The following is a 12,643-nucleotide window of genomic DNA, read 5'->3' as shown; positions in this document are numbered from 1 at the left end:
GAACGGAAATCACCTTCATTTGACTTAGTAGTGTTCACAAAGAGTCCCTTGACCATTTAGTTTTTCAACACTATGAAGTATTTATTAAAAGACTTTTTTTCGATCTTTATCGTCCTTTAGAATTTCTACAGCTTCTCTAAAGCGTTGAGAATGAATAATTTCCCGTTCACGTAAAAATTTCAGACTATCATTCAAATCAGTGTCATCCGATAGATCAATAATCCACTGGTATGTGGCACGAGCCTTTTCTTCAGCCGCAATATCTTCATAAAGATCAGCAATAGGATCCCCTTTAGCCTGAATATACGTTGCTGTGAAAGGGGCTCCTCCAGCATTTTGATAAAATAACGCCCTATCATGATTCACATAGTATTCTCCAAGTCCTGCTTCTTTAAGCATTTCTGGCGTAGCATCCTTTGTTAGCTTATAAATCATTGTAGCAATCATTTCTAGGTGCGAAAATTCCTCTGTTGCAATATCTGTTAATAGTCCCACCACTTTATCCGGAATGGTATAACGCTGATTCATATAGCGAAGTGCAGCTGCTAACTCTCCATCTGCACCCCCATACTGCTCAATTAAAAATTTTGCCAGCATAGGGTTACAAGTACTTACCCTGACAGGATATTGGAGTTTTTTTTCATAATACCACAAAAATATATACCTCCTAATCGCTCATGTTAGACTTGCCATGGCCACGGTGTATCAATCCAATTAAATGGATAATTAGAATAGCTTCTTCCAAAATTCATCAGGGGACCAAATTTTTTTTCAAAATCTCTCTTTAGCTTCATGCTTATTTCCGTTTTTTCATTAAATTGCTGAATGGCATCATAATCATGAGGGTGGGTATCTAAATAAAGATTTAGCTCCACAATGACAAAATCAATAGCTTGAATTTCTTCGAGTAATGTATAAAATTCCGGCGGCATCTCTTTATTCATTTTTTATCCCTCCTTTTTCAGGATTTGGATAGGGACTGAATAATTGCGGCCATAATGTTCCAGCCATAAGAGCTTCTTTTGGCGTTTGAAATTGTGGTAATCCAGGTGGTTGAAATCCCATATACAATTGTGGGGGTGTGGCAAAGCTTTTAATTCTAATAGGTGGACATGGATCAAATGGGCTAATATAAGGCTTCCAATACTTATATTGTGTAAACATTGTATCCTCCCTTCTGTATTCAATTACATCAGTGGAGTATATGAGGTAGAAAAAATTTTTATTCTGAATAAAAGTCGAAGGGAAATAAGTGTGATGAATTTTAGAAGAAAGGTTTGAATGCTCGTTCAATGCAAATGAGCAAGAAAACTCCTCATTGGACAAACGGACTTTTTAATCCGTCTAGCCAAAGTGGAGCTAGAGTACATTCTATTTTCTTTCGATTCTAATCATCATAGCAGACATTAATCCTATACTAAGTGTTGTAGCAAGAAGAATAAATGCAAATGTAAAGCTACCAGTTTTCATAAAATAAACAGATATTATAGGCGCAATACTTGTTCCAGCAAATAAAATTACAGTATACATAGATACTGCAATCCCCCCCCATGTTCCAACCTAATTGACCCACAAGAGACACTAATGAAGGTACTGCAAGTGCAATACCACTAACAAACAGAATACTAATTATGGATAAACCAACTATGTTAGAGATAAAGCCCATCATTAATAAGGAGATAATAGAAAGAGCCAAGGCCCCTTTTAGTATTGATAGAACATTCAATCGCTTTGATAATTTCCCCGCAATAGGTGACAGGATCATCCCTAATACACCGATAGATCGAATATAAATTAGATTTTGGCTACTCATTCCAAAAGAATTACTTGTAAGGTACTCCCCCAAAATAATATACATACTTACAAAGGACAATAATAGAACGAAAGCAACCAAATAACTAAACATCAAATTTCCATTGGTAAAAATAATACCTATCCTTTTCATTGGCTCCCATATATTCTTTGCTTTATTAACAGCTCCACCTTTTGGTAATAACCAAAACACTAGCAAGATAAACTAGTGAAAGAACATAGAAAGTGACATGCCAAGAAGTATGTTCACTTACATAGCCACTAAATACCTGACCCACAATACCAGCTAAGAGAAAACCTGTGCTTATAAAACCAACTGCTCCCACTTTTTTATCGTTTGGAAATACTTCAAGCGTATAAGCAAGTGCCACTGGTGAAAATGTAGCCGCTGCAAGTCCCTGTAATCCTCTTAGTAATAAAATGAAAGAATAATCATTAGTCATACCTAGTAGCAATGTTATACAGCTTAATGAAAAAAGACCCGTAACAATTACATTTTTTCGTCCATATTTTTCTGATATTGCTCCATAGAAAAAGCATCCTATAGCAAATCCAAGTGAAAAAATACTTGAACTGAGACCTGCCTTAGACAACGAAATATGAAAATATTCACTGAATAGACTGAGAAGTGGTATTGTCAAATACAAACTAGACATAACTACCATTCCTGTCCAAGATAAAATAATGGTCATCAGAGAATAATTTGCTTGGTTTTCTATAATTACTTTATTCATAAAATAAATCTCCTTTATAATTCGATTAGCTTATAGTTAGATAATCTAATTATATGATTAAAAATTAAACTGTATCAACCTAGCTACAGTTTAACGTTCCACCTTTAGTTTTCTCTGCATAGATTTTAATAGTTTATTCACCAACTTTTCAAATACCTTTCGTTCTTTAGGCTCCAAATCGACCATACTAGAAGCACACGAAGCCCAATAAGTTGGCAAAATGTTAGCCACGAAAGCACGCCCTTCATCTGTTAAACTCACATAAATTTTCCTGCGATCTTCTTTGCTATGGTTCCGTACAACAAGATTTCTCTTTTCTAACCAATCAATCATTGAAGTTGCTGATGCCCTAGTAATCCCTAAACGTTCAGCTATTGCAGATGGAGTCGCTCTTCTTACATCATGCAGTGTCAACAATAATAGTAGATCTAATTTACTTTCCGTAATTCCAAAAGGAGCCAACTCAATATCCATTGCATCTAAAACGTAGTCACTTAACCATAACAACATTAATCCTAATTTTGCTTCTTCTGGATCTAAATTACTTGAAGAAGATGCTTGAATCAGCTCAATATATGGATCTAAACCTAATACTGGCAAATCATCTTCATGAGTAAACATTTTTTTAGATTTTGTCATTTAATCACCCTTTAATTAGATTATCTAACTATATTCAAAGATAAATGCAAGCAGTTTTCTTGATACCTCTATACCAAATAAATTGAATGATTATTAAAAAAAGAAAAGGGCTAGTTCATAACGAACAGCCCTGTAGCTCTTACTATATAAGGATTTTCATTACTATTAATAATTAGAGTCTGTAGTTTTACTTCATTGCAAACTCAATAGATAATAGGTTGTAACCCTTTATTTTAAAGCTTTATACCTTCTTTATGATTTTTTAATAATGCAAAATAAAGCATAAAATTGTATTGCATTGGGGCTAAGTGGGGCAAGTTTGGGGCTAATAAAAATATGGTGAGCGTGTGTATAGGAATGTGTGAGTGAGATTGGGGGTAATGCCCTAATCTTTTTTATTTGCCCATCCACAATAAATTAACTAGCCCCTATTTTTAAGGTCCTTTAATTGAATTCAATTTCGCACTCAGTATTTTTGCATAGTCCTCTATTTCCCTTTTCTGTTAATATTATAGGAGTCATTAAAAGATATGAGGTATTAACTTATGAGAATAAACAAACTGATTACATATTTCATTATTTTTTTTATTGTTGTATTGGTTAGTTTTAATGTTGTGAACAATTACATTTATGTTTTTGTTGGAAGTAATGAAGGATTTAGAAAAGCGATTGAAGAAAAGGAAATGCAAAAAATAAAAACATATATTCGGTCTGGATACGATGTGAACTGGAAAGATACAAGCGATGAAGATTACGAGCAAGTTAGTTTACTCCATATTGCTGTTAAAACTTATGAACCAAAAATTGTGGAGCTGCTTTTAAAAAACGGTGCAGACCCAAATATTGAATCAACAACTCACCATAAAAAAGGTCGATGGACTTCAGAATTTACATCGACAACACTTCCAATAGAACTAGCAATATATGATTATAATATCGTTGAAGAAACACTTCATTTATTAATTGAATATGGTGCGGATGTTAATAAATTCACTTTAGATAACAGAAGCTCCCCTCTATTCACTGCTGTAGGAGCAGAAGATTATCAAGCAGTTGAAGTTCTTTTAAAAAGTGGAGCTAATCCTAATATTATTGATATGTTTGGGTATACACCACTAATGAGTAGCTTTCAAGTGTATAAACCCAATATCACAGAATTGTTATTGGAATATGGGGCCGATCCAAGTATACAATCGAAGGGAACTTTAAACGAAGGAAAAACAATATTAGAGTTGCATGAAAATAGTTTTGAAAGACGTTACAAGTGTGATCCCTGTGCTAAAAAAGTGATTCAGTATATTAATGAATGAATTTTGGGTGAGTAAGACTAAAGGAAATTAACAAATGATATATGTGTAATGTAACAGTGGGAAGCGGTGTTAATGGTCTTAATTTCATTACTTCTTCAATAACATTATCCAATTATACTAGTTGTCATTTTCATTCCTCCCACTCCATCATTACCCGAGATTCAAAAACGGGAACAATTTCCCATAAATAAAAAACCTTACGTTTTGGTGTAAGGTTTTTTGGATTGCTATATATTAAAGCTGTATGATAGACTATCCCTGCATCTCAAAGGGCATCAATCAATTGGCTGTAGCGTCTGCAAACGCTACAGCTTTTTTATAAATACCAATCTATTAAAATGTATTAAAATGGAGCAGCACTATTTGAATGAAACTCTCCATAATAAATTAAGTCCTCATTTAAATTAATCTTAAGTTCATAGGAAATTTTACTTTCTTTTAAACTCCATGTTTGAGTCCTAATTAAAGTGTTCGCAGGAAAACATATACTTACACGGTGGTCTGTTTTTAAATCTCGTAACATTAATTTTACTTCATCTTTATCCGTTAGAGTCTCAAAATTCTTAAAATCGATTTTAAAATAAGCACTTTCTAGTTCAACAAATTCTATAAAAGCCCTATTTTTTTTATAGAGTAGCTCATTCCCATTAGTAACAATTCGATATTGAGAAACGTCCACCCCTTCTAATCTTAATAAGTGGATCAAGGTATCCTTTTCCGCTAAGCTCCGACAAACTATTGAACGAAGGCAATCTAAAGAACAAAAATCTTTGAATAAAACTTCTGCATGTCTTTTTTCAATTATTTCTTGTTTATCATAGGAGGTATAGCCGTATAAAGATGACGAATGATAAATTTTATCAAAATCAAATTTTTCTAATTCAGAAATATGTCTCTTTATAGGTGGAGAATATACTAAGTTTCTCTCCACAAACATTGATTGACTTTTAGAAAACATCCCAACTGCATCAAATACTAGAAATACTGGCACTGGAATATGAGCTTCATTTTCATATTCACGAAATTTTGATTTTATACCCTCATTATGATATTGGGTTGGTGTTTTAGGCCTAAAATAAAAACGAGCTAAATTTTTATTATCATGCGTTGTTTTGTCAATTACATCTAAACAGGCATTTTCATTTTTCATTAATCCATTTGCAATAGCAAAATTTCTGGAAGCAACATAACCACATTTTAAAATACTGACTATGTTTTGTATGTCTGAAAAGTGATAGATATATCTTGGTAGATCCCTATCAAATGAGTTACTTTTATTACAAAGGGAATCAACTAATTCTCTAATTTTATTTATTTCCTCAGGGCTTCTCATAATTCTAATTCTCCTTGGAAAGAAGTATTTGAATTTGAGGGTACTAACCTAATGCCTGTATACTCTTCTAAAGTACCTTCTGTTATTTCATTTAAAAATTTCATCGGCTCAACATAGCTAAGCTGTGCTAAAAATCTAAATAAAAAATCTTGCTTTTCAAACAAGTCACTTTTTAATTGTTTTGGCGAAAGCAAACCTTGATTTCTTAGTATTCCCCAAACAAAACTTATATCTTCAAATGTTATATTTTCCTGAATGGATTTTTCATTTGATTCAAATATTATTACCTCGTCCTCTACTTTAGACATTTTAATTAATTTGTAATTATAAATCGTAGCTGCTGTTGGAATACTTCTAGAAGTCTTTGCCAATTCACTTAAATCGCGCCATACTTCTATAACACTTAAAGAATTTGGTTCAGAGTTTAGCCACTGCTTTATTTCATTTATACTTTTAAACTCAGGTTGTTTTAACTCAAATTTTTCCATAGGAACATGAATAAATATCTCTATATCGTCTAATCCTTTGAGATATTTTTCCATTAAAGGCTTTACAACATTATCCCAATCCAATCCTCCGTTACCACATCCTAATGGTGGAAATGAAATGGACCTTATTCCTTTTTCTTGGTATGTTTTCACAAATTTTTCTAGACCAAGTTCAATATATTCTACCCTTGATGGATTTCTCCAATGTTTTTTTGTAGGGAAATTCATTATCCATTTCTTGTCAGTTTTATAAATCCACAATTTACCAATACCTAATAAACCTTTTTCACAAAACTTTTGATACTCCTTAAACATCCCTGGATAAAGTTGTTTATATTGTTTGGCTATTCCTTTACCCATAACGCCTACAGTATTTACTGTATTTACAAGGACTTGAGCAGGACTTTCAAAAATATCCATCTTAACGTAATGTATCATTTTATCACCTTCTCGCATTATATAAGTAATTTAGTAATATTTAAAGTACTCTTCAATTACAATCCAAACTTTCATTCATTTATATGCACTAGTTTTCTCTAAAAATAAGAGTTTAAAACAAATTCTTTTAATTTTATTACTAATGACTTCATTTTCAAAACCCTTATGAATGTAATTATCTTAAAACCGATGAGTTTCTATTCTGTTTAAAGATACACTTCAACCAATCACCTTACCAATAATCTTCACCTGATGTTCACGTACTATCTGGATACGTTCACCCAGTAGCATGATATGATTACTGAAGCGGCTTATGAAGCGGCTTATAAAGCGCCTCTTCCATCCAAAATAAAAACTATTTAACAATCTGCAAATGCTGCTTCTTGTTGAGCTTTAACTTTACAGTCTTGCCATGCCTTACATACATAACCTCGCCTTTGCTATTTCTGAATGTGTTCTCGGTATCCATACCCTGTGTAGCCATAAACTCTTCCATCAAATCTAAATGACCATCAAAACGCCTTATAGCACTCATAGCTACCATGCCTTGTACAGCAAAATCCATAATGTCACGATTCATGTATTCCATGATTAGTTTGAGGATGCTTTCACCTATTCTTTCGTATGGTTTAAGCCCTAATTCGTTGATAGCTTCCAGTGTCGAATAGTAGTCTTTCATTTCATATTTAGCACCATCAAACACCTTCTCAATTGGGAATAGATTCATAAACTCATGCAGCGTTAAGAGACTCATAATCCCCTTTAAGCCTGATATAAACTCAAAGCATGTTTTAGCTTCATCTGCAGTTGTAAGTTTCGGGTAGGTGCCAACTGCTTTCACCCCATAATAAATAATCTTAGGGATGTGCTTTGATTGGTCGGCCCCTTCCTCTGTTGGACATGCTTTTAATGAACGGATATAGGCTTTTATAAAAATTCTATGTTTATTCATTTCTTCTGCTGATTGCATTTCTGGTGCAAATTCCATGCTTCATCACTCCTGTTTGTATGATTTAAAGTAAGAAGCAGCCACAATAATAGTTGAAGCTGCTCGCTGTTTTTGATAAAGTCAATTTGTAATGATTTCTTGAGTCGATGTTGTCGCATCGGCTTTTTTATTTTGTTCAGTTTCTTTAGTGTTCAACTCCTTCACAACTTCCGCTATATACGTTGCCACTTCCTCAAAATTCTCAGGATCACGACCGAACTCATTAACGAATGTTTTTATGTTGCCTTCCATTGCACGATAGTTCCAGCCTAGTAAGCTGTTGATGCTTGGATTGCCACCATCTGGGTTTACAATAATGTCGAATAACTCACTGGAAACACCTTCAAGCTTATTCGCCGTATCTTGCATTTTTGTGTAGAGTGGATAAAAGTCCATATCAATCAAACGTACTGTATCCATAATCTCTAAAATTGAAAGATGGGCCATACCAGGTTCTTCATGCCACTTCTTTAATGTGATTTCGTCAATGCGCTCTAACAAGTGTGCTACTGCTCCTTGTATAACTTTGAGTTGAATCATTTGAGCTGATAAACTATAAACTATAAACTTCATGGCTATTGTCATGTACTAATGATTTTACTTTGTCTGCTACTTGTTCCACGTGGATTCCTCCTCACTATGCAATCTTGAATTTCTACTAAAAGATTTCACAATTATATTTAACAAGTTTAGATGTTTAGAATTTTCAACAAGTAGTACATTTTCTATGATACTTAAATGAACTTGTGCATTATCATTTTTATAGCCTTCTGTTAAAGAAAGTAACTGTTCTTGAAATTGGTTGCAGTTCATACTATCCCTCTTTTCTTATTTGTTTGCTACTGCATGTAGAAGTAGCTGCTTATTGTGGTCCGACATGACACGCCATTCTCTACCTGTCACTTTCAAAGCATTCACCTCTCTTCCTGTGCTTGCTTTTGCATTTCTTCAATACACTTCAGAGCAGCGTTTATTTTTTCATTGACTACCTCAGCGAAACATCTGTAACGCTCAAAATCATATGCAACAAACATCATGTGATTATTTTCTTTAGTAGGCTCGTACTTATCAAAGAAATCCAACATCATTCCATCTTGCATGAAATGTGCTATTTTAAGTGCTGCTTCTAAATCCAGTAGTAAATTTTCTTGTGCCATTAATTTCACTCTCCTTTTGTTTTTTGTAACATGTCGGCTATTTCTAGTCCATTCACCAACTAACCTTTGATGGTTTCGAATGTTCCTTATTAGTTACATAATAATCCCCAAAAGTTTAAAAGTCAACACTTTTAATATACACAAAAGTTTCTTTTTGTGATTAAAAGATATCTTAATGTTCCATTTTAGTTTATAATAGTGTTGTAAGGGGGTGTTTTATATGATGAGTACAAAGATAAAAGTTGTATTGGTGAAAAAGGGAATGAATGTTGTCCAATTAGCTGAATTATTAGGCACAACTCCACAGAATTTGTACAAAAAATTTAAGCGAGATAACTTTTCTGAAAAAGAACTTACGGAAATTGCTGAAGTACTAGGTATTGAATATGAAGGGGTTTTCACATTGGAAGATGGCGAAAAAATCTAACAGAAACACAAAAAGGACTCCCCAGATTTCGGGTGTCCTTTCACTATTTATCAAAGCTATTATTGATATTAAATTGTTATTCTTTTTATCATTTAATTCATCCCTTCTAACTGTTACATCTTCCACAGTTTAATCTTTTATTGTTTCCTGCCTGCCTTATTTCCTTAACAAAATGCTTTCCAGGGATAGTTTAATCAATTCAATTTCTAAATCACCTAGTACCTCTCCTGGCAATTCTAGTTGCAAATATTGTTTAATATTCACGCCCTAATTGTTTTCTATTATCGTTTCCAAATTTTAAGCTGTATAAAACGAAAAAACACTTTCGGTTTTATCGTTCAACTGAAAGTGTTTTTGTCATTACTTTATAAAACAACTTAAGAACAATAGTTAAATTAAAAAGTGTTTATTATAAGCAAAACTATATTCATATATATCTTTAGATATTTTTTCTAATTCATATTTTTGAAAATATAAAAGGTTATTTCTGAAATTCAAAAAAATTCCTAATTCTTTGGAATATTTCAACTTGAAATTAGGATCTTCAGTAATATCAATTTTTTTCATATAACCTTCAATGATATTTCTTAAATCAAATTCTTCTAATGGATTAGTTGAAAGAGGTCTAATTATATATTCTTTGATTTTTTCTTTCTCCCTTTTTGAAAGTAACTCTTCTTGAGTTAATTTTTCATAAAAATCTTCCAAGCTATTTTCAAAGGTACTGTAACTTTCACCTACAAAATTATTTTCAAATAAATATTTAATTAAATCATCATAGTATGGATTATAATTTGCACTATGTAACCCTTCTTTTAAATCTAGAAATTTCAAATAATGTAACAATTCGGGGATTCGAGATATTTCAGAAAGTACAGTTGAAACTCCTTTATCTCCATTAAAACAAGAATATATGATTGAGGGTATGAGATTTTCTTTCTCATGTACATCTAAAACATAAATAGAACTAACTATATTATTTTTATACCTATTATATAGGCGAATAACTTTTCGACATGTTTCTCCTTCTACATCATTTTGAAATTTTTTATCACTGTCTAGTATAGTATAAGAAATATTTTTATGTGAAACAGCTCTATCAAAAAAATTACGTCTAGTTCTGTCACCGCCTCCATTTATAGGGTCGTAAGCTAATTGTATTAATTTTGACTCTTTTTTTATGAGTTTATCTGCAATACTAAAATAGAATGTGCAATCATCTATATCTTCTGAAATAAGTTTAAATTTTTCTAATATATTTAATTTAGATAGATGACTTAAATTAATATATATACCATCTCTTTTAAATAAAATAGTTTGAACTTCTTTGGAAATAATAATCTTTCTTTGTAATTTAATAATGTTAGGTTCAAATGTTGATCGATTATTATAAATATAGGTATAAATAGTTTTTGTACTTTGTGATAATTTTGGGGATATAGAAAGATATTTTAGAGCTCTTTCAGAACCATATACAAAATGAAAGCCCATTAAATGTGAAGAAATAATTTGCTCTAATAAATTATTTTCATTAGCTGGTAATAGATCATTTGAAAAATCTTTTAGTATGTCATCTGTAATTATTATTAACATTATTCATCTTCCTCCCAATCAAATTCTTCATTAATTTGAGAGAGATTTTCCTCTGGTTGAAAGAAACCTATAGGCCACTCATGTATAATACCTTTTTCATCATAGGAAATAGATTTAATTTGAGAATGATTAATATCATCACCACTAAATATTAGGATATTACAATTCTTTGAATCAAATTTCTTTTCTAAAATCATTCTACCAACTCTATTAACAATAATGTCACTGTGAGTTTCTAAAATAATGCTAATATTAACATTTGCTTTATTTAAATAGTTTATTGAATTAATAAAAGCATCTACAAGTTTAGCTTGCATTGCAGGATGTAAGTGTAGTTCAGGTTGTTCAATTAAAATGTGAACTTCTTTTTTCGGCAATGTGTAGCTATATTTATTATTAATATTACTTTTTTTCCTTTCAGTATTAAACCACAAAGTGTAAATTATTGGTAATATTTGTGAAAAACCAAATCCAACATCTGCTAAATTTATTTTTTCAGCTTCACTATCTGATGAAAATGATATAACCATAGTTATATGACCTTGTATAGGCTCAGTTCCAATAATAAAACCAAAATTTTCCCAAACCCAATTTTCAAATCCTTTTTTTTCTTGACCTGTTAAATCTTTTAAAATCATTGGCATATTTACACCTTGAGAATCTATTTCATCAATCGATATGCCACTTTCTCTGTAATATCTTTGAATATTGGCTCTTAAAGGCGCTAAATATTGTACATTCAAGAAGTAATCAGCTATCTTTTTGTTTATCATATTTAAGATATTCGTTAAATTACTTAGTAACATTAAACTGAACAATTCATTTTTTCTTTCTTTGTCTTTTATTGTGAAGATATATGTTACAAATAATTTAATTTGATCAATTATTTGTTCGGCTCTATATTGATATGCATATTGATTTTTAGTAAATTGTAAGTTGGAATTCAAAAAATTATTAAAAAAATCTTCTTCATCATCCTTAATTTTTTTATAATCACTTATTTTAATTAATGATAAAAATTCTGAAAAATCTCTCTCAAAATCTCTTCGTAATTTTTCTTCTATTTCTTCTTCTGTTAAAATTTTCACGAGGGGGGTATTTTCCAAGAGATAATCCCTATAAAATTCTCTATATATTTTATTTATAAAATAACCTGCATCAATTGAACCATTGCCTGCTATGAGTATTTCTGGTAAAAATGCTGATCTTTCATGTAAGGTGTCTACTTTTATTTTTGGATAAGAATAGTTAAATAAATTTATATAAATTCCCATTTTTTTATCTAGTGAGAACCTCAATTCAATTTTAATATCTTTCGAAATATTAAATTGTATATTTTTAAAACTATTCTCTTGTATATTTTTAAAACTATTATCGCCTATTTTGACTGTTAGTTCAAAATTGAAATCCGATTCAATAACATTTTTGTCCTTTAATACATATCGTCTTTTTCTAAAATATGGAGTAGTTAACTGCAAAAAATCCTCATGTGTTAATTTAAATTTAAATCCTAACTCTAAATTCTTTGGATCTGCTAATCGATTTATTGCTGTGTCAAAACTTCCGAAATCTACAGAATCTGGACTATACCAAAGTAATGCTTCCCTTCTTTTGGGAATAATAGTTTGTTTCATTAAAGGAAAAAAAGTAAGCCCGAAATACAAAAATAAGCGCACCTTATCGGTACGCATGACGAATGGCCAGCTATCTGAGTTTTTTTCAGA

The 12,643-nt window shown here is 31.4% G+C and carries 13 protein-coding genes and 1 pseudogene; 2 read left to right on the top strand and 12 right to left on the bottom strand.

Annotated elements, in window-relative coordinates; genetic code table 11:
* Positions 1 to 84 precede the first annotated feature (84 nt).
* The 5 genes and pseudogenes from AC3WOM_RS25530 to AC3WOM_RS25510 form a co-directional block, all read right to left on the bottom strand.
* Complete coding sequence (locus tag AC3WOM_RS25530; RefSeq protein WP_427543679.1) at positions 85 to 654, bottom strand: manganese catalase family protein; 570 nt, start codon at positions 652 to 654, stop codon at positions 85 to 87.
* Positions 655 to 680: 26 nt separating this feature from the next.
* Positions 681 to 944: a spore coat protein CotJB gene (locus tag AC3WOM_RS25525; RefSeq protein ID WP_283868756.1), complete on the bottom strand. Its 264-nt coding sequence runs from the start codon at positions 942 to 944 to the stop codon at positions 681 to 683.
* Complete coding sequence (locus AC3WOM_RS25520; RefSeq protein WP_427543676.1) at positions 937 to 1,164, bottom strand: spore coat associated protein CotJA; 228 nt, start codon at positions 1,162 to 1,164, stop codon at positions 937 to 939. Before AC3WOM_RS25520 ends, AC3WOM_RS25525 begins: the two co-directional genes overlap by 8 nt.
* A gap of 207 nt (positions 1,165 to 1,371) precedes the next feature.
* Positions 1,372 to 2,546: pseudogene (locus tag AC3WOM_RS25515) on the bottom strand (MFS transporter).
* A 90-nt stretch (positions 2,547 to 2,636) separates the two neighbouring features.
* Positions 2,637 to 3,185: a MarR family winged helix-turn-helix transcriptional regulator gene (locus tag AC3WOM_RS25510; protein ID WP_492448875.1), complete on the bottom strand. Its 549-nt coding sequence runs from the start codon at positions 3,183 to 3,185 to the stop codon at positions 2,637 to 2,639.
* A gap of 545 nt (positions 3,186 to 3,730) precedes the next feature.
* Between AC3WOM_RS25510 and AC3WOM_RS25505 the strand changes: the two genes are divergently transcribed.
* Entirely contained in the window at positions 3,731 to 4,495 is a 765-nt protein-coding gene (locus AC3WOM_RS25505; RefSeq protein WP_492448874.1) for an ankyrin repeat domain-containing protein, read from the top strand.
* A gap of 343 nt (positions 4,496 to 4,838) precedes the next feature.
* On the opposite strand, the gene AC3WOM_RS25500 is transcribed toward AC3WOM_RS25505, so the two are convergent.
* The 5 genes from AC3WOM_RS25500 to AC3WOM_RS25480 form a co-directional block, all read right to left on the bottom strand.
* Entirely contained in the window at positions 4,839 to 5,828 is a 990-nt protein-coding gene (locus AC3WOM_RS25500) for a DarT ssDNA thymidine ADP-ribosyltransferase family protein (protein ID WP_492448873.1), read from the bottom strand.
* Positions 5,825 to 6,754 (bottom strand): macro domain-containing protein, encoded by a 930-nt coding sequence (locus tag AC3WOM_RS25495; RefSeq protein WP_492448872.1) that lies wholly within the window; start codon positions 6,752 to 6,754, stop codon positions 5,825 to 5,827. The genes AC3WOM_RS25500 and AC3WOM_RS25495 overlap by 4 nt, the downstream gene beginning before the upstream one ends.
* A gap of 355 nt (positions 6,755 to 7,109) precedes the next feature.
* Entirely contained in the window at positions 7,110 to 7,742 is a 633-nt protein-coding gene (locus tag AC3WOM_RS25490) for a hypothetical protein (RefSeq protein WP_492448871.1), read from the bottom strand.
* Between the two features lie 81 nt (positions 7,743 to 7,823).
* Positions 7,824 to 8,315, bottom strand: a complete 492-nt coding sequence (locus AC3WOM_RS25485; protein WP_492448870.1) for a hypothetical protein — start codon at positions 8,313 to 8,315, stop codon at positions 7,824 to 7,826.
* 341 nt (positions 8,316 to 8,656) lie between these two features.
* Entirely contained in the window at positions 8,657 to 8,899 is a 243-nt protein-coding gene (locus tag AC3WOM_RS25480; RefSeq protein WP_492448869.1) for a hypothetical protein, read from the bottom strand.
* Between the two features lie 220 nt (positions 8,900 to 9,119).
* Here AC3WOM_RS25480 and AC3WOM_RS25475 point away from each other — a divergent pair, with 220 nt between their 5' ends.
* Entirely contained in the window at positions 9,120 to 9,326 is a 207-nt protein-coding gene (locus tag AC3WOM_RS25475; RefSeq protein WP_492448868.1) for a helix-turn-helix transcriptional regulator, read from the top strand.
* Positions 9,327 to 9,716: 390 nt separating this feature from the next.
* Here AC3WOM_RS25475 and AC3WOM_RS25470 read toward each other — a convergent pair whose 3' ends face one another.
* Complete coding sequence (locus AC3WOM_RS25470) at positions 9,717 to 10,919, bottom strand: hypothetical protein (RefSeq protein ID WP_492448867.1); 1,203 nt, start codon at positions 10,917 to 10,919, stop codon at positions 9,717 to 9,719.
* A partial coding sequence (locus AC3WOM_RS25465) for an AAA family ATPase (protein ID WP_492448866.1) occupies positions 10,919 to 12,643 on the bottom strand: 1,725 nt, incomplete at its 5' end. The genes AC3WOM_RS25465 and AC3WOM_RS25470, both read right to left, overlap by 1 nt.

Source organism: Lysinibacillus sp. FW301-JW8 (assembly GCF_058788755.1).
The sequence above is the reverse complement of the archived record's forward strand: the minus strand, read 5'-3'. Positions and strand labels throughout refer to the sequence as shown.